Genomic DNA, 24,849 nt, shown 5'->3' with positions numbered 1-24,849 from the left:
CAAAAAAACCTGAAACAAAAAAACTTAACCCATTATGATTTGAATCATAAAATGAAGCAATACCGCGGGATTAAATTTGCCAATATCAATTCTAAAATTAGAATTTCGAATTTAAATCCTAATCAAATTATTCAAAATGAATCCACAACAAAAAGAGCTTATTAAAGCTACGGTTCCAATTTTACGAGCGAGCGGCGAAGACCTTACCAATTATTTTTATGCCAGAATGTTTAAACATCATCCCGAATTGCGAAATATGTTTAATATGGGAAATCAGGCAAACGGAAGACAAAAATCGGCACTGGCAAATGCTGTTTTGGCTTACGCCGAAAATATAGAAGATCCGTCAGTTTTAATTGGCGTATTAAAAGGAATTGGAACCAAACACCGAAGCCTTAATATTCAGCCGGAACAATATAAAATCGTAGGAACACACCTTATCGCTTCTATCGGTGAAGTGGTTGGAGAAGTCGCTACACTGCCAATTCTCGAAGCGTGGACGGTTGCTTTTTACGAACTTGCCGATATTATGATTAATCTTGAAAAAGAGTTATACAACGAAAACATTGCAAAACCCGGAAGCTGGAACGGCTGGAGAAAATTCGTCATCAAAAAAATTGTTGAAGAATCAGCTGAAATTAAATCCTTTTATCTTTATCCTGAAGACGGAAAAGAAATTGCCGATTTTCATCCCGGACAATTTATCAGCGTTCAGGTTTTTGTGCCGGAACTGAATCTTTTACAACCAAGACAATACAGTTTGTCAAGCACTTTTAATCCTGAATATTACAGAATTTCGGTAAAAAAAGAAAGCGGAATTGCGCCAAATCCAAACGGATGGGTGTCGAATACCATGCATTCAAAATCTGAAGGCGATGTTATTTCCATTTCTTCTCCTGCTGGATTATTTCATTTAGAAAAAGATTCAGAAAATCCTTTAGTATTGATAAGCGGCGGAGTTGGACTTACGCCGATGTTGAGCATGCTGGAAACCAACTTAAATTCAATTCAGAATAAAAAAACAATCTGGATTCACGGCTGCAGAAACGAATCTGTACACGCTTTCAAAGACCAGATTTCGGCTTTAAAAGAAGAAGCAAATCACTTGGAAACGTTTACTTTTTATGATGCTGTAACGCCGGAAAATGTAATTGCGAATGAAGTTATTCACGGTCGCGTTGATCTTCATAAATGCAAGGATTCTATTTTATTAGAAGAAGCGAGATATTATATCTGCGGGCCTGAAATGTTTATTAAAACGCAATATGAAGCTCTTATTAATTTGAATGTAAATCAGGAAAATATTTTCTACGAAGAATTTGGACCTCAGCTAATTAATTTGAATTAAAATGAGATTCGTCCGGTTTTATAATAGGAAATTATTAATTCAAATACTTCAAAATCTGACAACAACGTTTTTTATAACCTTGACTTTAGCCAGTATTAACTGCTCTAATAAATCTATTTTTATATTTTTTTGGATGCGTTCCTGGCTGGTTGCGGCGTTAATTTCAAATTTGTTTTCAGTTTTTATATTTTCAACCAAAAAAGATTCCTAAAAACAGGTTTCCATTCCTGCAAGGTTTCTAAAACTTTGTAGGTTTAATTCTAATCAAAATCTTACTTAAAAATACCTACAAGGTTTTGAAACCTTGCAGGAAAGTAAAAGCCTTCAGATATCTGAAGGCTTTTTAATTACTAATTAACTTTTAGAAACTGAAAACTGGCAGGATCAGCAACAATTTTTCCGTCTTTAAATTCAATTGAAATAACTCCTGCTTTTCGTGGCGAAACAGTGCTTTCGCTATAATGTGTATGCAAGACATAATGCATTTTATTGTCTTTATCCCAAAAAACATCGCCGTGTCCAATTCCGTTTTGTTTGGTATTTTTTCTGCTGATAATTGGACTGTCTGTCGCTTTTTCCCAAGGTCCAAGCGGACTTTTACTTGTGGCATAACCTACAGCATAATCAATATTCCTGAAATCATTTGCCGAATAAATCATATAATACAAACCGTTGTGTTTTAAAACTGTTGGACCTTCTGTAACCGGCCAGCTTACATTTTGAGTATTTTCCCAAAGCATAGTTCCAGAAATACATTCTTTTAAAGTTTCTGGTTTTATGCTTTTAAAATCGTCGTTTATTTCTGCAACGAAAATTCTGTTTCCATTTGTTAAACGAACATGATACAGGTATTTTTTTCCATCTTCATCAATAAAAATAAACGGATCAATTTGATTTCCGGTTTTGATAATCGGTTCTTTTGAATCGTTTTTAAATGGTCCAAGCGGACTATCGCTGGTTGCAACTGCGATATTTTCATTGGCCGTATAAATCATATAAAATTTGTTTTGATACGAAAGAATCTGCGGCGCCCAAAATCCTTTGTCGCCAAAAGCATCTCCTTTTTTAAAAGCCAGACCATTCTGCTTACCAACTGGCCCTTTCCAGTCTTTTAAATCTGACGAAGTATAAACCTGAAATCCTTCTCCATTTGGAATATCTCCAGATGTAGTTCCGTATAAATAATAGGTTCCTTTGTCGTAAAAAATGGTTGGATCGGCTAGTAAAATTGAGCTGGATTTTACTTCTGTTGGTGTTGATTTTGGTTGTGTCGTGTCTTTTTCCTGCGAACAGGCTGCGAAAACACAAAGTGATGCTATTGAGGTTAGTATTTTTTTCATTTTTTATTAGTTTTAGTTGGTGTATTTTAGCCGTAAAGAATTACGCAAAGCACGCAAAGAGTAAAAAAAATGACGAATAACTTTGCGTCCCTTCTCTCGAAGTTTCGGGATCGTTCCAGGATGACAAAAAGTGATAAAAAACTTAGCGTCCTTTGCGTAATTCTTTGCGCTCTTTGCGGTTAACTATTCTCATTTCACAGAAAACTGATAATAAGAAACCGTATGATATTTTTGTCCCGGTTTTAAAACAATCGGAGCGAATTTTGGCTGATTTGGCGCGTCTGGAAAATGTTGTGTTTCAAGAGCAAACGCTGTTCTGAAATCATCTTTTGCACCAGATTTGAATGTATTTTTTGACTGCATGAAATTTCCGCTGTAAAACTGTAATCCTGGTTCTTCTGTAAAAATATCTAAAGTAATTCCGGATTTATCTCCTGAAATTGTTGCAGCATGATTTAATCCGTTTTTCTTGGTTCCGTTTAAAACATAATTATGATCGTATCCTTTTCCGAATTTCAATTGCTCGTCTTTTGCTTCGATTCTTTCACCAATTTTGTGCGTTGAAGTAAAATCAAAAACGGTATTTTTAACCGATTTTAATTTACCACTCGGAATCAAACCTTCGTCAACAGGAGTAAATTCATTCGCATAAATCTGTAATTCGTGATTTAAGATTGTGCCGCTTCCTTCTCCATTTAAATTAAAAAAGGCATGATTGGTTAAATTGACAATTGTTGTTTTATCTGTAGTTGCTTCATATTCCATTTTTACAGAATTATCATCCGTAATTGTGTACGTTACTTTTACAGATAAATTCCCTGGAAAACCCTGTTCTCCATCTGGCGAAACATAGGTAAAAACTAAAGTGTTTTCGTTTGTTTTTTCGGCATTCCAAACTACATCCTGAAAACCTTTTATACCGCCGTGCAAAGCATTTTTTCCATTATTTAACGGAACTTGATATTGTTTTCCTTCTAAAGTAAATTTTCCTTTTCCAATTCTGTTTCCAACTCTTCCGATCGTTGCTCCAAAATAAGGTTCTGTAGAAGTTTTAAAACCTTTTGCGCTGTTCATTCCCACAACAACATCGGTTGGTTTTCCGTTTTTATCATTAACCCAAAGTCCAATTAATCTTCCTCCGTAATTGGTAAATGCAGCTTTAATTCCTTTGTTTTCTATCCAATATAAACCGACTTTTTTACCATCAATAATCGTATCAAAATTTTTAGTTTCTAAAACTGTTTTTACTGAATCTGAAGTTACCTCAGCTGTTTCTTTTGAAGCTGCATTTTCTTTTTTATTGTCTTTGCAATTGAACTGAAAAAGTGCCAGTAAAACGACTGCAGCAATTTGAATATTTTTCATTTTTATGTCATTGCGAGGAACGAAGCACTCGAGCGTCAGCGAACTGAGCGCAAGCTAAACTCATCCTCTGGTTAGTTTTTTTATTTTGATGGAATTACTAATATTGTTTCTTCACTTACAGGTTCTCCTAAAACCGGAAATCCGTTCGCATCCCAATCAATTTTCTGCATTCTTGGAGATCTTTTGTTGCCGCAGCCTTCACCCGGATTAGAGTTGGCATGGTATAAAATCCAGTCTTCTTTTCCATCTGGAGATTTAAAGAAAGAATTATGTCCCGGTGCATAAACCTTATTTTTATCGGATTGTTTGAAAATTGGTTCAGGAGATTTTTTCCATGCCGAAGCGTCTAATAAATTATCACTTCCGTTGAAGGTTAATAGTCCTAAAGAATAGAAATCGGTCCAGCATCCGCTTGCAGAAAACACTATAAAGATTTTACCATTTCTTTCTAAAAACTGAGGGCCTTCGTTTACATTTACCTGCGCCGGATTTATATCGTCATGCAATGCACCGTGTGTTTCCCAGTCGTTAGTTGGTGAAGAAATCATAACGCGTTCGCCTTCAATTTCAAGCGGGTTTTTCATTTTTGCGATGTAAATATTCTGCTGGCCGTTTGTGTCTCCTTCCCAACCTGCCCAAATCATATATAGCTGTTTTTTATGTTCGAAAACATTTCCGTCAATTGCCCATTTGTCGGTTTTGGCAGCAATTTTTCCTTTAAATTCAAAATTCCCTTTAAATGGATCTGATGATTTATTTTCTAAAACATACATTCTGTGATTGTTATTATCGCCGTTATCTGCTGCGAAATAACAATACCATTTTCCGTTTATAATATGAAATTCCGGTGCCCAGATTTCTGCCGAATAATTGGTGTTTTTTGGCGGTGTCCAAATCACTTTGCTTTCAGCATTTTTTATATCTGATAAATCTTTTGTTTTCCATAAAACCAATCTGTTTCCAAGTGTATTGGTATAGTAATAATAACCTTTGTAATAGGTACTATAAGGGTCTGCGCCCGATGGCAAAATTGGATTTGTGAAGGTTTTTTGCTGGGCAAAACTTATCGTTGTGAACAGAAAAAGAATTAGGTATTTTTTCATTTTAGTTTTTTATTTTATTTTAGAGTTGCGCCGAGAACTTTGTCAAAGTTTAAAACTTTGACAAAGTTGATTTTTTCACAATCTTGTCATCTTGACGAAGGAAAGATCCTCGTAAGAAACTCCGCAACGTAAATCAATCTTTGTAGAGCTTCTCGCGGAGATTCCTCGTTCCTCGGAATGACAAGATTGAGGAAAATCAATGTTTAATTATTCAAAGCATTTATAACTTCAGTATTAATCTTATTTACAGCTTTGAAATCCATTTTGTCTACTTTTCTGTCGTAGGTCATGAAACCGTTTATTTCGCCTTCAACATCCGTTGTCTGCGTGTAAACTGCTGCGGAAAATCCTGTTTTTACTAGGCTTTTAAGGATTTGAGCATACTTTACATATTCAGCAGTAACTTCGGCTTCATTTTTAAATTTTACGTAACCCCAGTTGTCGTTGGCTCTCCACAAATGTCCTTCAAGAGGAAGGCCGATTCCGCCGTATTCACCTAAAACAGTCACTCTTCTGGCATCATACAGATACAATTCCGGAGCTGGATATTTGTGTAAATCTAAAATATCGCCTGTTTGAAAATGATTTCCTCCGCTTGAAGAATTGATTAAACGACTTGGATCGTGATTTTTAGTCCATTCAGTAATTTCTACCGTTTTGAATTGTCCCCAGGCTTCATTAAAAGGAACCCAAACCACGATACTTGGATAGGAATACAAATGATCCATAATTTCCTTCCATTCTTTTTTATAGATTTCTTGTGATTTTGGAGTACGCTGTAATTCTGTTCCTTCAAAATACTTTTTATCTTGCCAAATCGGTTGCTCATCACCGCTTGGCATATCCTGCCAAACTAGAATTCCTAACTGATCGCAATGTGTGTACCAGCGTTCCGGTTCTACTTTTACGTGTTTACGAATCATATTAAAACCTAATTCTTTTGTTTTAATGATGTCATATTTTAAAGCTTCGTCAGTAGGTGCAGTATACAGTCCTTCTGGCCACCAACCTTGATCTAAAGGTCCGAATTGGAAATAATCTTTGTTATTTAACTGCATTCTCATCACGCCATTTTCATCTCTTTTAGATGAAATTTTTCGCATTGCAAAATAACTTTTCACCTCATCAACGACTTTATTTTTGCTGATTAAACGAATTTTCGTCTGATACAAAAACGGACTTTCAGGCGACCATAATTTCGGAGCATTCAAAACAATATCATTGCTTTCGCCAATAACGGCTTTTTCTTTAGCAATTTCTTTTCCACCATCAAAAACAGAAATTTCTACCAAATCTCCTTTTTCAGCTCCATTCACATCAGCTTTAATGCTGATTGTATTTTGATCAATATTTGGAGTTGTTTTTAATTCTGAAATGTTTTTAGTGTTTACAGGCTCAATCCAAACGGTTTGCCAAATTCCCGTTACTGGCGTATACCAAATTCCTTCTGGATTTTTGACTTGTTTTCCTCTTGGCTGTGGTCCATCATTTGAAGGATCCCAAACTTTTACAACCAGTTTTTGATTTTTTCCTTTTTGAAGAAATGGCGTAATATCAAATGAAAATGGCGTATATCCGCCAGTATGTGAACCTACTTTTATATCGTTTATAAAAACTTCTGTTTTCCAGTCTACAGCGCCAAAATGCAAAAGGATATTTTTTCCGCTCCAGTTTGATTCAATCGAAAAATTGGTTTCGTACCAAAGTTCATTTTTTGCTCCGACTTCTTTCATAACACCAGACAAACTTGATTCAGCCGCAAACGGAACCAGAATCTGCCCGTCATATTTTGAAGGCACTGTTTTGCCAAATTCCTGAATAGCATAATTCCATAATCCATTTAGGTTTTTCCATTGGCCGCGCTCCATAATCGGACGGGGATATTCTGGTAAAGTTTTGTTTGGATCAACCTGCGATGCCCATTTTGTTTTGATTTTATCTCCCTGAGGTTTCCACTGTGCATTTGCTGTAAGTATTGAAAACAAGGCTAAAAAAACGATACTTTTTCTTTCCATGCTGTATATATTTTGGACATTTTTGATTAAAAAATGTCATGATTTTTTCTTCAAATCAAAATTGAATTACCAGACTTATATCCACAAAAGTCTGGTAATTACTCAAACACTTAAACTAACTTAACTAACCATATTTTTTAGTTATGAGTTTTGAGTTAGAAGTTATGAGTTGGGTTACTAATTATTTTATTTCCGATTAAATAATCTGTTTTTATTAACTCAAAAAACTTATGACCTCAACTCATAACTCATAATTTATAACTTATAACTTTTTTGTAATGCCGAATTTCTTCACTAAACTTTCGTATTCATTTTTAGAGATTGTAATCATGCAGCCGTGGCGCACTTTTTCCGGAAGACTATATTTATCCCAATCTGAGAAAAAAGTGTAGCCAGAGGCTTGAAACCAAGGTCCGTTTAGGTTATCTGCAATTGATAATCCGTAGGAAACTCCTGGATATTGTTCGTAATACATGTACCATATTTTGTCATCTGGAGAAGGAATCAACATTGGAGCTTCTCTGAAGTTTGGACTGATAGATTGCTGGGGCAAAGAATAAGGTCCTAAAAGGGATTTTGATTTGGCAATTCGGATGGTTTTTCCGGTTGTCCAATATAATGTTGGATAGGTTTCGTCTTTAATTACGGCATAATAAGAATCGCCGACTTTTCGAATAAAAACATCAATTGTTCCCATTTCCCAGTCAAATAAACGATTTGGCGGACCTTCGAAAGTTTTTAAATCTTTAGATAAAACATATAAAGTTCGCTGACTAGCCCAGTAACGTTCTCCGTCTTCTTTTGTTCCTTCAAGATGCGGCGTGTGCCATGTCATAATGAATTTTTGAGAATCTTTGTCGTAATATAATTTTGGCGCTCCAATTCTCTGTAAAGCCTGAGAATAACCGGGTGTGCTTTTTAAATCAGGTGTGTAATCAGAATGCTTTTCCCAAGTGATTAAATCATCTGAAACCCAAATATTAATAGCTTTTGCATCGTCTCCTGTATTTCCTGCGATATAATATTTTCCGTCCGGTCCTTTGCAGATATCAGGATGCCCTTTGTATTCTTCAAAAACACGTTTTCCGTTGTTCAGGTTTTCCCAATGTAAACCATCTAAACTTACAGAATAATATAATCTGCCATAATCGTTGTGCGTCATGTGCGCAAAAAGATAGGCTTCGTTTTTCGGTTTTTCAGTTCCTTTTACTTGTCCCGGTGGGTCTGGCTGTTGCGCTTTCGCGGAAAATCCAACTAGAATTATCGCTAGAAAAAAGAGTCTTATTGCGTGTGTTTTCATTGCTGTTCGTTTTAGTTTTTTGCCCACGGATTAAACTGATGAAACAGGTTTCCGCGGGTTGTTTTTTTGCCACAGATTTAAAGGATTAAAATGATTTTTTTAAACACATAGAAACATAGTTTTACTTTACCTGTAAAGGCGTTTCACTTACATCAATAAACATAGTTTACACAATCTTGTCATTCCGAGGAACGAGGAATCTCCGCTAGAAACTCTACAAAGATTGGAAATTCGCTACGGAGTTACTTGCGGAGATTCCTCGTTCCTCGGAATGACAAACTACGCGAGAACTATGTGTAGAAACTAGTTTCTTTTACATTCTTTTAATAATTTCAAAATCTATGTTTCTATGTGTTTAATTTTTGTGCCACAAATGTTAACCATTTTAATCTGTGAAATCTGTGGCAAAAAAAATCTAACTTTCTAAAAATCTAAGAAGTCTAACAATCTATTTCTTATTCGCCTCAGAAGTCATTTTTTTGATAAAATCTGTTTCGGCTTTTATGTATGGCGTTCCATCTGTGTGTAAAACTTCGTGAAACCATAATTTTGGTTCTGCTGTGTATGTTTTTGTCCAGCTGTCCCAAGCGTATTTGGTTTGAGTTTTTCCATCCACAAATCCCCAGTTGATCATACCAACATTGTATTTTCTGGCAATTGGTAAAAAGCCTTCGAATGTACTTCCGTTTGGTCTTGCCATATATTCTGTACAAATCATTGGTTTTCCGTAATGCTGTAATTGTTTGATTACTTTTTCAAAATCCTGAGGTGTGTTGTAATTGTGAAAAGAAACAATATCCGATTGTTCAAGCTGCATTTTGTGCATTGGCTGCATTTTTGCTTCGTCGCTCCAGTCTCCAACCCAAACTCCTGAAGTTAACGGCTGCGAAGGATTACTTGATCTTGCCCATGCAAAAACATCTTTCAAAAGCGGTAAAACTAAATCGACTTTATTTTTGATTTCAACTTTTTCGTAAGATGGTCCCGTCATATTATCAGGTTCGTTCCAAACGTCCCAGCCTAGAATACGTTTGTCATCTTTAAAATGAGATACGGTTTCTTTTACATATTTCTCTAAACGAGGATATTGTGTTTTGTCCTGAAGTACTTTTTGTCCCGGACTCTGCACCCAGCCTGAATTGTGTGTGTGCGGTTTTGGAGCGCGTTGTTTTCCTAAGGCAGGAAATGGATCCCAGCAGGAATCAAATAAAACGAAAAGGGTTTTGATATGATGTTTGTCTGCGATTTCTAAAAATTGATCCATACGTTTGTAAAGCCCTTCCGGATCTTGCTGATGTAATAAATCATGCAGATAAACACGCATTACATTCATGCCTAAATTTTCTGCCCAGCCCAATTCCTGATCAATTCTTTTTGGATCAAAAGTATCTTCCTGCCACATCTCTAACTGATTTATAGCTGTGCTAGGATAATAATTTGAACCTACTAACCAAGGCTGTTCTGCATACCATTTATTGGCCTGATCTTTTGTCCAGATTTCTCTTTTTTCAACCGCAGCGGTTTCATTTTTATTTTCTTCAGAAGTACTTTTTTTGTTGTTACAGCTTAGCAATACTAATCCTGCCAACATTACTGTCAGACACAATTTTACTTTTTTCATTACAATTTTTGTTATTATGAACAATCGTTCTTTTTATAAGGGAATCAGAAAAAAATCTGATTCCCTTTTACATCTTTTAATATTGAGGATTTTGTTCCAGATTTGGATTGTTATCAACGTCTACTTGCGGAATAGGCATTCTAACATTTTTACCCACTTTGAAGTTTTTAAAATCAGGATCACGAAGTGCGATTTTATCAACAGCTGCCTGAGAATCTAAATCTCCCCAGCGTTTTAAATCTTCCCAGCGAACACTTTCTCCGGCTAATTCTAAAACTCTTTCTGTTTTTAATCTTTCTAAGAATTTATCGTGATCGTTTCCAATTTCAGGATGTGCAACAGCCAAAGTGTTCATGTTTACACGCGCTCTTACTAAATCAACATATTGATACGCTTGTGCAGTATTTCCTGTTTCGTTCAAAACTTCTGCATAACGCAGTAAAATATCAGCATAACGAACTAATCTGTAGTTTACCTGGCTGTAATAATCTTCATTGTTTCTGTAGTAATCGCGGCTTCCTTTTCTAAACCATGCTTCGTCATTGTTCCATTCCCAGTTTTTACCGTATGTTTTATCGCCAAAATCGGCCAATAAATCTGGGTAAAACAAAGTCCACCTTAAACGGGTATCCAGATTACCGTCTTTGTTTTTTTCTTGTTTGAAAGCATTTACTAACCAAAAACGAGCTTGTCCGTCTGACCATCCAATTCCTCTTGGTGCAAAAAACTGAGATCGGTTACTGGAAACAGCTGCATTTTGATCTTCTCCGGTTCCTCCTTTTCTTTGATCTCCAAACTGAATTTCAAAAACAGATTCGCTGTTATTTTCATGGGTATCTGTAAAATTGTCTCTGTAGTTTGAAGCCAGACTATATCTTGCTCCAGGTCCTGTAATCAAATATTCAAGAGCTGTTTTTGCTTCTGGCCATTTGTGCTGCTGCATATAAACTTTTGCCAAAAATGCCTGTACTGCTCCTTTATCCGGTCTTCCGGTTTGGTCATCACCCCATTTAGCTGGTAAATCGGTGTAAGCCTCGTTCAAATCTTTTTCAATTTGAGCCCAAACTTCAGTCAAATTTCTTTGCTGCGGTAAATCCTGTGGCGTTGAAGGCTCTAAAACTAACGGAATATTCTCCCAAATAATAGCGGCATAATAGTAATGTAATGCTCTGAAAAATTTTGCCTGAGCTAAAATTTTCTTTTTATCATCTTCATTTTTAAATGGAATATTTGGAACGTTTGCTAAAACCTGATTACATCTAAAAACAGCTTTGTAAGTATCTCTCCATGTTACTGCATTTCCTTCCCAGAAATTATAATTAATATAATTGAATCTTGTCCAGTCTGCCAATTCTGTCCACGGGCTCACGCTATAACCTTCATCAGAAGTTAAGTCCAGACGGAAATAAATCCATCTTGCCCATAATCCGTCTTTATAAAACATGGCATAAATTGAGTTTACACCGGCTTGTGCATCACTTTCAGTTTTCCAATATTGGTCTACTGTTATATCATTTGGGCTATTCAGATCCAATTCGTTTTCACAAGCAGTAAAAACAAGACCCAGAAGAGCTACTGTTACTAATATTATTTTTTTCATTACGCAGTTTTTTTAATTAAAAGCTAAATTCAACACCAAAAGAATATGTTTTCAGATTTGGGAAAGCACCATTATCTACACCTCTTTCAAAAATATTACTGTTTGTAAATTCAGGATCTAAGCCTTGATACTTAGTAATCGTAATGATGTTTTGTGCTGACAATGTTAATCTTGCTCTGCTTATACCAGAATTTTTTAAGATCGTACCTGGTAAATTATAACCAAAGCCAATGTATTTTAATCTGATAAAATCTCCGCTTTCTAAGAAACGGTCGCTGTCTCCCCTTGAATTTAAAGTCGAACCTTTTGTTACTCTAGGAAAATCTGTATTTGGATTCTCAGGTGTCCAAGGCTGAATACCTGCTCTGTAATTACTATTGTCATCAAAACGATCTACAACACTTCTAAATCCATCATAAACAGTAGCTCCGTGAGAAGCAATCCAGTTCATAGAAAAATCAAAACCTTTGTACTCTGCTCCTGCATTGAAACCCATTTCAAATTCTGGCCACGGGCTTCCCACAATAGCTTTATCTGTACTTGTTATTTGTCCGTCTCCATTAACATCTTTAAAACGAATATCACCCGGAACCGCATTTGGCATAATTACCTGCCCGTTTGCATTTTTGTAGTTATCAATTTCCTGTTGATTTTGGAACAATCCATCCGTTTGTAATACATACCACATACCTACAGGGTTTCCTGCACGAGTGATTGTGTTACCCGAAATATTTTCATTTTGTCCGTTTCCTAATGAAACTAGTTTGTTGTTTACTTTTGTGAAGTTTACAGAAGCATTAAAAGAAAAATCATTGATTTTTTTGCTGTATGCTAATTCCAATTCGAAACCTTTATTTTCTACAGTAGCTGCATTCGAAATTGGATTTCCTCCATCATTTCCTGTTGTCAATAAAATTGGAAAACCAAACAATACATCTTCGGTACGAGCAATAAAATAATCTGCAGTAAGACGTAAATCATTGTTTAAAACGCCAAGGTCTAATCCAATGTTGGTTTGTTTTAACTTTTCCCATCTCAAATCAGAATTAGACAATTTTACCTGAGCTGCAGAAGGGTATGTAGTCTGACCATTTCCTAATACAATTTGTCCAAAATTGTTAACGAAACTTTTTGACTCGTATTCTCCGATGTTACCAGATCCTAATTCACCATAACTCGCTCTTAATTTTAAATCTTTAATGAATTCTGATTTAAAGAAAGATTCGTTGCTTACTCTCCATCCTGCAGAAACAGAAGGGAAATTACCCCATTTGTTTGCGTCGCTGAATCTTGATGATCCATCACGTCTTAGAACGGCATTAATCAAATAACGATTATCATAGTTATACTCTAATCTTCCTAGATAAGAAGCCAGAGCCGCTTCGTTAATAAAACCTCCAACAACCGGAGAATCACCCTGGTTTAAAACCTCATAATATTGTCCAGATCCTGAATTAATCGGAAGGTTTCTTTTTGTACCGTAAATTTGATCGTATTTGTCTTTTTGGAAAGTCTGACCTACTAAAAATGTTATCCCGTGTTTTCCAAAATCTTTTTTGAAAGTCAGTGTATTCTCAAATAACATGGTTTGTGATCTTCCTTTATTTTGATCCGTTTGAGATGGATCTTCCGGCTGATTTAATGTCCAGTTTCCTCTTTTTCTCATGAATTTATAAGAATCAAAACTGGTTTCATATCCAAAGTTGAAACGGTATTTTAACCATGGCGCAAATTTTAATTCAGACCAGATATTACCTCTAATTCTGAAATTTTCGTTTGTTGTATTGGCAAAATCAGCAATTGCTAAAGGGTTTGTACCAAAAGTATCTGCAACTCCTTGTTTTCCATAACCGTATCCTCCCGGATTTGAAGCATCGTAAAGCGGAATTGTTGGTGTCATTCTGTATACGTCAATAATTGGGTTTCCAGACATTTCATCTGTTTTAGAATTACTGATCGCTAAATTTTCTCCAATACTGAAAATTCCTTTTGTTCCGCTTGAATTTACACGAAATGAAATTCTGTCAAAATCAGTTCCGACAACTGTTCCTTCATTTCCAAAATAATTTCCAGACATAAAGAATGTTGAATTTTCATTTCCTCCAGAAAAACTTGCATTATAATCCTGCATCATTCCGGTTTTAAAAACAGCATCCTGCCAGTCAGTGTCAACAGCCATGTTTAGGTTTTGTCTTGTAAAACCGGCATTGTCATACGCCATATTGTTGTACTTGGCAAACTCTTCTGTTCCCATTAAATCATAACGAGGCATAACCTGAAAACTGCTTTTAGCCGAAACTTCAACCTGAAGCGGGCCTTTTTTACCTTTTTTAGTCGTAATGATGATTACACCATTTGCAGCACGCGAGCCATAAATTGCTGCTGCCGATGCATCTTTTAAAACCTGAATCGATTCGATATCATTTGGGTTAAAATCTCTGTTTGCAGATGTTACTAAACCATCAATTACGTATAATGGATTTGTGTTTTGAAGGTTTTTTAAACCGCGAATTTCAACATTGGCTTCCTGTCCCGGACGCCCGCCGCCGCGAACTTTAACTCCGGTAACTAAACCCTGAAGTCCGTCTGCAACTGTTGTAATTTGTCTTTTCTGAACTTCTTCTGCTTTTACTAAAGAAACAGCTCCGGTAAGGTCTTTTTTCTGTTGAGAACCATAACCTACTACCACAATTTCGTCTAGTTTCATGGCATCTTCCTGTAAAGTAACATTTATAGAAGTTCTGTTATTAATAGCAATTTCTGCTGTTTTGTAACCTTGTGAACTAAAAACCAGTGTCTGGCTCGAAGCTGCTGTAATTTTATAGGTTCCGTCAAAATCGGTAACGGCACCATTTTTTGTGTCTTTAATCACGACATTGGCAAACGGAATTGATTCTCCTGTTGCAGAAACCACTTTTCCCGTTATGGTTATTTGCTGTTGTGCGTGTGTTTGTTGTACTAATAAACTAAAGAAAAACAAGAGGTAATATCTCTGCTTTAAAATTTGAGTGAACTTTGTTTTCATTGATTTGTCATTTAGATAGTTTTCTTTTTTTGGTTGGTTTTACAATCGTTTTTTAAAATTCTAATCATCTCTGATTCGGGCAAAAACAGAAATCGAACTGCCCAGTGCTAATAATTGATTCATTTTGTTTCAAAATTGTTAATGAACTATTTTTTCAAACTTAATTTTACAGACTATGTATTTTTTAAGCCTAAAAATTATTAATATGATTTATTTGAAAATTCAAAATAGGTGATTTTAATTCAAAATAAAATGCTTCATTTGTGTCAATTTCTATCTCAAATGATTCAAATTGTATAAAAAAGACCAGAAAAATCGAGACTTGCAACATTTTGTAGAATATTGACACGATTTGTTTAAATCACGGTTTTCAACTAAAAAACTGAAGTATGCGTAAATTCTTTCTTTTTGTATTTTTTTTAATTCTTTCGATAAATTTTATTCACGCACAGGAATATTATTTTAAACATTTTCAGGTTGAAGAAGGGCTTTCAAACAACACTGTTTTGACCTCTTTACAGGACGAAGATGGTTTTATGTGGTTTGGAACAAAAGATGGTTTAAACCGTTTTGACGGCTACCGTTTTAAAACCTACAGAAGCAATTCCGACCCAATTCATACTCTGGGAAGCAACTATATTCAGTCATTGCATGAATATAAAGGTGTAATTTGGGTAGGAACTGACAAAGGTTTGTATCAATACGATAAAAAAACAGATCAGTTTACGGTTTTAAACGAAGCAATTAACGATCGTATAAATGATATCAATCATGATAAAAACGGAAATATTTGGTTCATTTCGGGCAATATTCTTTACAAATACTCCACAACAAAAAAAGAAACCAAAACTTTTAATCCCAATAAATATTTTATTGCGACTTCAATGTCAAGAGATGTTAACGGAAACATCTGGGCTTCTTCTTTAAATAAAATTTATCGTTATTCTGAAGAAAATCTTTCGTTTGAAAATATTGCTATTACGCCTCCTGCTGGTTCTGCTAATTTCAGGATCACGGTTATTTATGCATTAGACAAAAATAATATTGTGATTGGTACACAGGACGACGGCGTTTTGCTTTACAATATTCATAATAAAACCACTTCTGTTTTAGAATTTTCGACTAAAAAACCGGTTTACGTTCGTCAATTTAAAAAAAGAGGTAATGATGAACTCTGGATTGCCAGTGAATCCGGGATTTATGTTTACAATCTGAAATCGAAATCGAGTGTTAATCTGAGAAAAAATTACAACGATCCGTATGCGATTTCTGATAATGCGGCCTATTCGATTACGATTGATAAGGAAAACGGAATTTGGGTGGGAACGTATTTTGGCGGCATTAATTATCATCAAAAACAATATACTCAGTTTAAAAAATATTTCCCGCAGAAAGGACAAAATTCCATCAGCGGAAGTGCCGTTCGCGAAATTCATAAAGATGACAAAGGAGATTTGTGGATTGGAACTGAAGATGCGGGTTTAAACCGATTCAGTCCAAAAACGCAGACTTTTACTTCGTATTTACCAAACGGAACTAAAAGCGGCGTTTCTTATTATAATATTCACGCTTTGATGCCGAGGAAAGATAAAATCTGGGTGGGAACTTTTGAACATGGCCTTGATGTTTTAGACCGAAATTCAGGAACGGTAATAAAACATTACAGTGCCAATAATCCGGCAACCGGACTGCATAGTAATTTTATTTTTTCATTTTATGTAACCAAAAAGAACCAACTTATTGTAATTACCACAATGGGACTTTATGTTTATAATGAACAAAATGACAATTTTGATATTCTGAAAATTTTTCCTGAAACGACACATTATACTACTTATAAAGAAGACAGCGATGGCAATTTATGGGCGGGAAGTTATCGTGATGGTTTGTTTTATTACAATCCAAAAACCAAAAAGAAAGAGGTTTTTATTTATGATTACAAAAATCCAAACGGAATCAGTAATAATTCTATCAATTATATTTTTGAAGATAGTTTTAAAAATTTGTGGTTTGCAACAGAAAACGGACTGAATTTATTCGATAAAAAAACGAGAACTTTTAAAAAATTCACCACCAAAAACGGATTTCCGAGCAATGTTGTGTATTCTATTTTAGAAGATGATGCTAAAAATTTATGGCTTACGACTTCAAAAGGTTTGGTGAGATTTGGCCCGGATCATAAAAACATTAAAATTTATACAACTGCAAATGGTTTGTTAAGCGATCAGTTTAATTATGCATCGGCTTTTAAAGATGCAAATGGCGATATGTATTTTGGAAACTTAAACGGAATGATCAGCTTCAACCCAAAGAATTTCACTAAAAACAAATACACGCCTTCTATTTTTATTACCAATCTGCAGATCAACAATCAGGATATTGATGCCAATGAAAATGATTCGCCAATAAAACAATCTATTTCGCATATTGACGAATTGGAACTTAATAATAGTCAATCGTCATTTAATCTAGAATTTGCTTCGCTAAATTATACCGCACCAGAACTTACAGAATATTGGTATAAACTCGAAAATGTCAATAACGACTGGGTTTATCTGGAAAGAAACAATAAAGTTTTCTTTACGGAACTGGCTCCTGGTGATTATGTTTTTAAAGTGAAATCGCTGAATAGTTTTGGCGTTTGGAGTAAAGAAGTTGAACTCAAAATCAGGATTCTGCCTCCGTTTTGGGCGAGTTCTTATGCCTATTTTTTCTATTTTCTATTGATTTGCGGTTCGTTTTATTACATCATTCGCTATTCTCAAAATCTCACGCAGATTAAACACAACCGAAAAATAAAACATCTCAACGACGAAAAAGAGAAAGAAATCTATCAGGCCAAAATTGACTTTTTTACCAATGTCGCACACGAAATCAGAACACCTTTGACACTGATAAAAGGTCCTTTGGAAAAACTTTTGGTAATGGAACATAAATCGCCCGAAGTTCCTCAGAATCTTTCTATAATGAAGAAAAATACGTCGCGATTATTAAAACTCGTAAACGAATTACTAGATTTTAGAAAATCTGAAATTGGCGGTTTAAAACTCACTTTCGTGGAAGCCAATATTTTGTCGATGGTTCGGAATTTGCATTTGAGATTCAGCCAGTTAATTGAAGAAAGAGGAATTGAATTTGAACTCGAACTGGGCGATAAAGATATTTTTGCTTTTGTGGATAAAGAAGCTTTCAAAAAAATCCTGAGCAATTTAATGAGTAATGCGATTAAATATTCTAAAGATAAAGCTTCTATTACGCTTTTTAGAGATGAAAAGAAACTGACTTTAATTGTGAAAAATGACGGAAATCTGATTCCGTTTCATTTAAAAGAAAAGATTTTTGAGCCGTTTTTCAGGGTTGATAATATGGATACGACTTCGGGAACCGGAATTGGGCTTTCTTTGGCGCATTCGCTGGCGCAGCTGCATAACGGAAACCTGCAACTGCTTTCTGATACTAAACTGAATGTTTTTGAATTGGTGGTTCCGCTTCGTCAGGAAGAAGAATTTATGTTCTATAATGAAACCGAAAAAGAAGAAACTGAAACGGAAGCTGAAATTGTAGAAATCGAAAACAAACACGAAAAAACACAGCTTTTGGTTGTTGAAGACAATGAAGATTTATTGAATTTTATTACGACTGAGTTAGCGCCTTTTTACACTATTCTAAAAGCTGACAATGGAGAAAATGCCTTAAAAATTATCCATAATGAAAATATCCAATTAGTTATAAGCGATGTTTCGATGCCGGTTATGGACGGAATTACATTGTGTAAAGAGATTAAAACCAATCTTGAAACGAGTCATATTCCGGTTATTTTATTAACTGCAAAAAATTCATTGAAATCACAAATTGATGGACTTGAAGTTGGTGCGGATGCGTATATCGCAAAACCTTTTTCGATGGATTATTTAAAAGTTCAGGTGAATAATCTAATCGAAAACAGAAAGCAGATTATGAATTATTATGCGAGTTCGCCGCTTTCGCACATTAAAAGTATTGCGCACAATAAAACCGACGAAAAGTTCCTGAAAAAACTCGACGAGGAAATTCTGAAAAACATTACTGATTCTGATTTGAGCGTTGAATCTTTGGCAGAAATTATGAACATGAGTCGTTCGACTTTATACCGAAAAATTAAAGATATTTCGAATTTGAGTCCGAATGAATTGATCAATATTGTTCGTTTAAAACGTGCTGCTGAACTGCTTTTAAACGAAAATTATAAAATGTACGAAATCGCCGAAATGGTGGGTTATAAATCGCAGACGAGTTTCGGGCGTAATTTCCAGAAACATTTTTCAATGTCGCCTTCTGATTATATCGCGATGAATAAGTAATTTTTTTAGTTGTAGAGACGCACAGCAGTGGGTCTTTATGCACAAAGTTTTTGTTGTCGATATTCGTTGGGGTTACGTTGTGTTAGACGCACTGCTGTGCGTCTCTACGGAATAAAATGGGTGTAAAAAAATAACAATAATATCAACACAAAGCATATCGTAGAGACGCACAGCAGTGCGTCTACGCAAAGTTATTCCTCTATTAATTGTTCAATCAACTGTAATCGTTTCACAATTGTATTTTTATCCAAAATTGTTCCCGGCGACAAAACGGCATTTGCACCAACTTTAGAATGGTCTCCAAGCAGCGATCCAAATTTATCTGAATTTGTATTGATGATATTGTCTTTGTATTTAACTGAAATGTTTTTGTTTTTTCTTTCGTTGTAATGATTGGCGCAGATAGAACCGGCTTCGAAATTTATGTTTTGACCAATGAGACTATTTCCTATATAATTAAAATGTGCCACGGCTGAATTATCAGAAATAAAGGACTGCTTAATTTCTGAACCTGGACCAATTTTTACAGATTTTCCAAATAATATTGGTCCGCGTAAATAAGCGTGTGCACCAACATAACAATCCTCTGATATAATAATTGTTCCTTTTAAGGTTATACCTTCTTCTATTATAGCTGTTTTATGTATGGCAATTGAGCCTTCTATTTTATAATCTGCTGAAAGATTTTTTATTTTTTCTAAAAGTATTTTGTCCAGTTCGTTAACAATATTCCAAGGTTCTGTATTTATATAATCCGGAAAATAAGTGTCAAAGTTTTCTATAAATTCGATTGGTTTTATCATGGTTGAATCATTTTAAAAAGAGAAGGATTTATTTATCTTATAAAAATAAGACTTTGAAAGACTTCAATTTTTATTATTTCAAAAAATATTTAGTTGACAAAAGCAACTAATTTTATATATTTGTATTCAACAATACAATATTTCAAATTATGAATACCGTCACTTCAAAAATCAGAAGTTTTAATCGCTTTTATACCGCTCATTTAGATATTTTAAGCCAGCATTATTTGGATAGTGATTATTCGCTGACCGAAGTCCGAATCCTTTACGAAATCAGCGAAAATAAAATCATTACAGCGCAAAAATTAACCGAGATTCTAAATCTCGATAAAGGATATGTAAGCCGGATTTTAAAACGTTTTTTAAAAGATGATTTAATTGTAAAGGTTTCTTCATCAGAAGATAAACGTGCATTTAATATTAAACTCAGCGATTTAGGAAAAGAATTACTAAGTTCATTAAATGCAAAAGTTGATGAGCAAATAGATCACAAAATAGATAAGCTGAATTTCTTTGAAAAAGAGAATCTGGTCAACTCCATGCATGCGGTTAAAAATCTTCTTTCAGAAAACAAACCTCTTAAAAGTGATATTACGTATCGCCATGAAATTAATCCGGGCGATATTGGTTATATTATTTATTTACATGGATTTATCTACGGAAATGAATCAAATTTTTCGAATGAATTTGAAAAATATGTTATTAAAACTTTCTATAATTTCTTAGAAAATTATTCTCCTGAATATGACCGAATCTGGATGGCAGAATATAATAACAAAATTGTAGGCTGTGTTGCCATTCAGCATCAACCTGAAAACGAAGCTCAATTGAGATGGTTTTTACTCGATCCGTCATTTCGAGGTTTGGGAATTGGTAAAAAGCTTTTAACTGATGCCGTTGATTTTTGTCGTGAAAAGAAATTTAAAAATGTTTTTCTGCTCACAACAAGCATGCAGGACAAGGCTCTTGAAATGTATAAACTTGCCGGTTTTGAACTTAACTGGTCTAAAGAAGTACAAGAATGGGGAAAAGTTTTTAATGAAGAACGTTATGATTTAAAACTGTCATAAATAATATCAACACAAAGTATATCGTAGAAACGCACAGCAGTGCGCCTTATGCGCAAAGTGATATACGCTGGGGTTACGTTGCGTTAGACGCACTGCTGTGCGTCTCTACAGAATAAAATGGGTGTAAATTACTTGCCTCCAGCTAAAGCTGGAGGCAATTGAATAAAAATGGGTGCAAAAAATTATTTAATATCTACTTCAAATGGCGAAGCCGGTAAATTTTCTTTATTGTATAAATTTGCTTCTGTTGGATTATCAGCCCAGGCGTATCTTACTTTTTCGGGATTTGAAATTGTATCATTCCAGACTATAATTTTTTCGCCTTCGATTATGGCTTTTGCCCAAACAAATTTTCCATCATTTCCGGCAATGGCAAATTCTTTTAACTCACTTCCGTTTTTAATAAATAATCCGGTTCCAACATCTGAAAAACGTATAATCAATTTATTTTCCTTTCTTTCCATCGATTTAAAAATTGGTCCGGAAGCTATTAAATTTTTCTCACCATAAGCCAGTTTTCTTGCCTGAAGCGCTAATCTTTTCCCGACATCAAATTTGTTCAAAGGATGAATATCATTCCATTCGCCTAAATCAATTGTTACGGCCAATCCGGTATTTGAAACTTTAAGCGTATTCAATTGCTGCTGCCTCAACGCAGCCCAATTACTTTCAGCAGGTTCTGTTTTTGGTTCCATATAATTGGCCAGCTGAACTAATAAAAAAGGCAGTTTTTCCTGTTTCCATTGTGTGCGCCAGTTTGTAATTAAAGTTTCCATTAAAGCTGAATATTCGGATGGATTTTTGGTATTCGATTCTCCCTGATACCATAAAACACCTTTTACGGAATAATTTTTTAACGGTGCAATCATCGCATTGTACAACCCAACTGGTTTCCATCTCACAAAAGTCTGTCCCGGAAGCGGTAACATTTTTGAGCCCAATTTGTATTTCCAGTTTCCTTTTAAATCAATGGTTTGATCGCCAATTATTAGTTCATAAGGTTTATCCGTTATAAAACCTCCTTTACCCGAATTATTAATTATACGAACGGTAATTTCGTTTTTCCCTTCTTTTAAAATATTAGTATTGAAAGAATAAATTCTCGGCGGATATTGATAGGAAGTTGTGCCGATAAAATTTCCGTTTACAAAAACCGAATCGGCATCGACAATTCGTCCTAAAATAATTTTTACCTGATTTTCTTTTATTTTTTCTAAAGTGAATTCTTTTTTAAACCAGACTGAACCGTTTACATTTCCCAGTTCTCCGTCTGCCCAATAACCGGGAATATTCATTTCTTTCCAGTCAGAAATCTCAATTGAATTTCTCCAGTTATTTTTAAGTCCTGAATCAGTTTCATTTAGTAGTTTGTACCAGTCTGAACTTACTTTTCGGTCATTTTCGTCAATTTGTTTTTCGAGTTTTCCGTCTTTAAATTTTAGATATTCTTCATAATAATTGGGGAATTTTTTAATGTTTTCTTCGCTAATCCAGGATTCGGCAGGAGAACCACCCAAAGCGGTATTAATTAATCCGATAGGAATTTTATATTTTTCATAGATTTCTAACGCAAAAAAATAAGCTACTCCCGAAAACTGTAAAATGTTTTGCGGATTTGCAGAAATCCACGAACCTGAAGAAAAATCGGCTCTTTCTTCTTTGAAATAATATTCATCGGGAACTACAAATTGTCTGATGTTTGGGTTTTCTGATTTAGCGATATATTCTTTGTATTTGTCTTTTAGACGTTCCATTGGCAGTTCCATATTCGATTGACCGGAACAAATCCAGACGTCGCCAAAAAGAATGTTTTTGAGAACGATTGTATTGGATGCTTTTAAAGTCACTTCATACGGTCCGCCAGCTTTTTGTGATGGAAGTTCAATTTGCCATTTTCCGTCTTCGGCTGTAGTGGTTTTGTATGTTTTATGATTGAAATCGAGTTCGATTTTTTCTTTTGGCGCTGCCCAGCCCCAGATATTTACTTTTGTATCACACTGTAAAATCATTCCGTCGCTTATTAAGCGCGGAAGTTTTATTTGAGCATTGGCATTGAAGACTATAAGTATTGCTAATATTATTTTTTTCATTTGGTCTTGTTTATATTTTGCCCACTGATTATACGGATTTACGCTGATTGTTTTTTGCCACAGATTAAAAGATTATCACTGATTAATTTAAAAATCCTTTTAATCCTTTAATCTGTGGCTAATTTTTTTCACGCAGATTTAGCAGATTTTTATTTGTTTAAAAATAATTATGTCAATTCGTGAATTCGTGGCAAAAAAACTACTCATAAATGTATAGTTTTATTTTTTGGATTTCGTAATCGCCTACTGAAATTCTAAGATGTCTTCCTTGATGGGTTTGGTCTCCGTTGAAATGTCTTATGGTTTTCCATTTTTCATTTTCAAATTTCCCTTGGTCTGTTTTTAATATTCCGGCGTTGCCGTTTTTGTTTTTTAATGGTTTAAAAGTTACGACAATTCCGGAACCGGAAATATAAAATTCGTCCGGTGAAATTTCTATAATTATTGCACTTGACATTGGCCAAACTTCCGCTTTTGCTCCATCTGACCAATTTAAAGTATAATCGTGTTTAAAAGTAAATTCGTAGTTTCCTAAATTGATAATCTGCGTATTGTTTGTTTTATCTAACAAAACACCGTCGATTTTTCCTTCACCTTTATTAGCTTCAATAACCGGAGTCAATTGCTGCATTAAATCATATATTTTTCCTAAAGGTTCTTTTTTTGCATCGGTTACAGATTCTATTGAAAAAGGCGAAAATCCAATTGCTTCATAATGTCCTATTGCGTATAAACCTTTAAATGGAGCGGTTTCATCAAAACGATGTTCGGGAATAAATAACGGATCGCCTTGTCGCGTAAATAAATCATTCCAATGTTTAAATGATGGATTATAGAAATCCGGTGAAAGAAAATCTATGGAATTTCCGGCGGCTTTCCAAACGTCCATTACATGTGGCAGCGGACCTGCACTTGGATATTCTCCGGGCTTTTTTCCCGGGGCGTTTAAAGCTGCATTTACAAACATCGGAATTGGATAAACCTCTTTTCCGGCTTTGGCAACTTTGTTAGTAAATTTAGAAAAATACCAAGCCATAAAAATTTCATCAGCCGCAAGGCTTTTTCCGAAGATTTCTTCCCAGTTTCCTTTTGTTTTGAATCCGTTTTTCTTCCAGATTTCTAAAATTCAGGAACGAGATTTGGTTTGTTTTTCTGCAGATATTCTATTAATTCCTTTGGAACTTCTTTTTTAAAAGCTTCATTAGCTAACGGATGATAATCTCTTGCCGTTGGCAGCATTCCAATTTCATTTTCAACCTGAACCATAATTACCGTTTGTTCTTTTTGATCGAACTCTTTTATGTGCTTCATTAGTTTTTGAAAAGCATTCAAATCGGCCTGCAGATTATCTTCGCTGAAAGGCGTTAGAATTTCATGACTTTTATTTTTGTCATCTTTTATTCTTGGATATTTTTTCTGGTTTAATTTTACCCATGCCGGAGCGTGGCTCGACATACTGTTTTTCCATGATCCGAACCAAAGAAATACGAGTTTCAGATTTTCTTTTCGCGCTCTCAGAATTAAATCATCAATTAAAGAAAAATCAAATTTGCCCTGCTCCTCTTCTATTAATTCCCAATAAACCGGCGTTAAAACCGTGTTGAGGTTCATGTCTGTCAGTTTCTGCCAGATTGGTTCCATGCTTTCCATACTCGTTGCCGAAGAATTTCCTAATTCTCCGCCGCAAATAATAAAGGGTTTGTTGTTGACAATGAGCTGTGTTTTATTTCCTTTTTTTTGAAGATGCGGGATTTTTTCCTGAGAAAAAGCCACTTGTATAAAAGACAAAAACAAGATTAGAATTAGGCTGCCGGAAAACTTAAACATTC

Annotated in this window: 15 protein-coding genes; 3 read left to right on the top strand and 12 right to left on the bottom strand. The window is 34.9% G+C overall.

Annotated features, from left to right (window positions below):
- Nucleotides 1-136 precede the first annotated feature (136 nt).
- Nucleotides 137-1,348 (top strand): NO-inducible flavohemoprotein, encoded by a 1,212-nt coding sequence (gene hmpA / locus ABDW27_RS17610; protein ID WP_343697075.1) that lies wholly within the window; start codon nt 137-139, stop codon nt 1,346-1,348.
- A 350-nt stretch (nt 1,349-1,698) separates the two neighbouring features.
- Here the strand turns inward: hmpA and ABDW27_RS17605 are convergent, their stop codons facing one another.
- The 8 genes from ABDW27_RS17605 to ABDW27_RS17570 form a co-directional block, all read right to left on the bottom strand.
- Nucleotides 1,699-2,688, bottom strand: coding sequence for a glycoside hydrolase family 43 protein (locus ABDW27_RS17605; protein ID WP_343697074.1), 990 nt, complete (start codon nt 2,686-2,688; stop codon nt 1,699-1,701).
- 189 nt (nt 2,689-2,877) lie between these two features.
- On the bottom strand, nt 2,878-4,053 hold the full coding sequence (locus tag ABDW27_RS17600; protein ID WP_343697073.1) for an aldose epimerase family protein: 1,176 nt from the start codon (nt 4,051-4,053) through the stop codon (nt 2,878-2,880).
- An 80-nt stretch (nt 4,054-4,133) separates the two neighbouring features.
- Complete coding sequence (locus tag ABDW27_RS17595; RefSeq protein WP_343697072.1) at nt 4,134-5,156, bottom strand: glycoside hydrolase family 43 protein; 1,023 nt, start codon at nt 5,154-5,156, stop codon at nt 4,134-4,136.
- A 203-nt stretch (nt 5,157-5,359) separates the two neighbouring features.
- Entirely contained in the window at nt 5,360-7,171 is a 1,812-nt protein-coding gene (locus tag ABDW27_RS17590; RefSeq protein WP_343697071.1) for a sugar-binding domain-containing protein, read from the bottom strand.
- Between the two features lie 262 nt (nt 7,172-7,433).
- Nucleotides 7,434-8,471 (bottom strand): glycoside hydrolase family 43 protein, encoded by a 1,038-nt coding sequence (locus ABDW27_RS17585; protein ID WP_343697070.1) that lies wholly within the window; start codon nt 8,469-8,471, stop codon nt 7,434-7,436.
- A gap of 448 nt (nt 8,472-8,919) precedes the next feature.
- A complete protein-coding gene (locus ABDW27_RS17580; protein WP_343697069.1) occupies nt 8,920-10,092 on the bottom strand; it encodes a 1,4-beta-xylanase in 1,173 nt (390 codons plus the stop codon).
- A 76-nt stretch (nt 10,093-10,168) separates the two neighbouring features.
- Complete coding sequence (locus ABDW27_RS17575; protein ID WP_343697068.1) at nt 10,169-11,692, bottom strand: RagB/SusD family nutrient uptake outer membrane protein; 1,524 nt, start codon at nt 11,690-11,692, stop codon at nt 10,169-10,171.
- A gap of 16 nt (nt 11,693-11,708) precedes the next feature.
- A complete protein-coding gene (locus tag ABDW27_RS17570) occupies nt 11,709-14,717 on the bottom strand; it encodes a TonB-dependent receptor (protein ID WP_343697067.1) in 3,009 nt (1,002 codons plus the stop codon).
- A gap of 389 nt (nt 14,718-15,106) precedes the next feature.
- Between ABDW27_RS17570 and ABDW27_RS17565 the strand changes: the two genes are divergently transcribed.
- On the top strand, nt 15,107-19,057 hold the full coding sequence (locus ABDW27_RS17565; protein WP_343697066.1) for a two-component regulator propeller domain-containing protein: 3,951 nt from the start codon (nt 15,107-15,109) through the stop codon (nt 19,055-19,057).
- Between the two features lie 191 nt (nt 19,058-19,248).
- On the opposite strand, the gene ABDW27_RS17560 is transcribed toward ABDW27_RS17565, so the two are convergent.
- Nucleotides 19,249-19,860, bottom strand: a complete 612-nt coding sequence (locus ABDW27_RS17560; RefSeq protein WP_343697065.1) for an LpxA family transferase — start codon at nt 19,858-19,860, stop codon at nt 19,249-19,251.
- Nucleotides 19,861-20,009: 149 nt separating this feature from the next.
- Between ABDW27_RS17560 and ABDW27_RS17555 the strand changes: the two genes are divergently transcribed.
- Nucleotides 20,010-20,930: a bifunctional helix-turn-helix transcriptional regulator/GNAT family N-acetyltransferase gene (locus tag ABDW27_RS17555; RefSeq protein WP_343697064.1), complete on the top strand. Its 921-nt coding sequence runs from the start codon at nt 20,010-20,012 to the stop codon at nt 20,928-20,930.
- A 182-nt stretch (nt 20,931-21,112) separates the two neighbouring features.
- Here the strand turns inward: ABDW27_RS17555 and ABDW27_RS17550 are convergent, their stop codons facing one another.
- From ABDW27_RS17550 to ABDW27_RS17540, 3 genes are all read right to left on the bottom strand, one after another.
- Nucleotides 21,113-23,020: a sialate O-acetylesterase gene (locus tag ABDW27_RS17550; RefSeq protein ID WP_343697063.1), complete on the bottom strand. Its 1,908-nt coding sequence runs from the start codon at nt 23,018-23,020 to the stop codon at nt 21,113-21,115.
- A gap of 199 nt (nt 23,021-23,219) precedes the next feature.
- Entirely contained in the window at nt 23,220-24,056 is an 837-nt protein-coding gene (locus ABDW27_RS17545) for a DUF5597 domain-containing protein (protein WP_343697062.1), read from the bottom strand.
- Nucleotides 24,057-24,139: 83 nt separating this feature from the next.
- A complete protein-coding gene (locus ABDW27_RS17540; RefSeq protein ID WP_343697061.1) occupies nt 24,140-24,847 on the bottom strand; it encodes a beta-galactosidase in 708 nt (235 codons plus the stop codon).
- Nucleotides 24,848-24,849: the final 2 nt, after the last annotated feature.

The organism is Flavobacterium sp. (assembly GCF_039595935.1).
Taxonomy (GTDB): Bacteria; Bacteroidota; Bacteroidia; order Flavobacteriales; family Flavobacteriaceae; genus Flavobacterium.
This window is presented reverse-complemented; position numbering and strand designations above follow the sequence as displayed.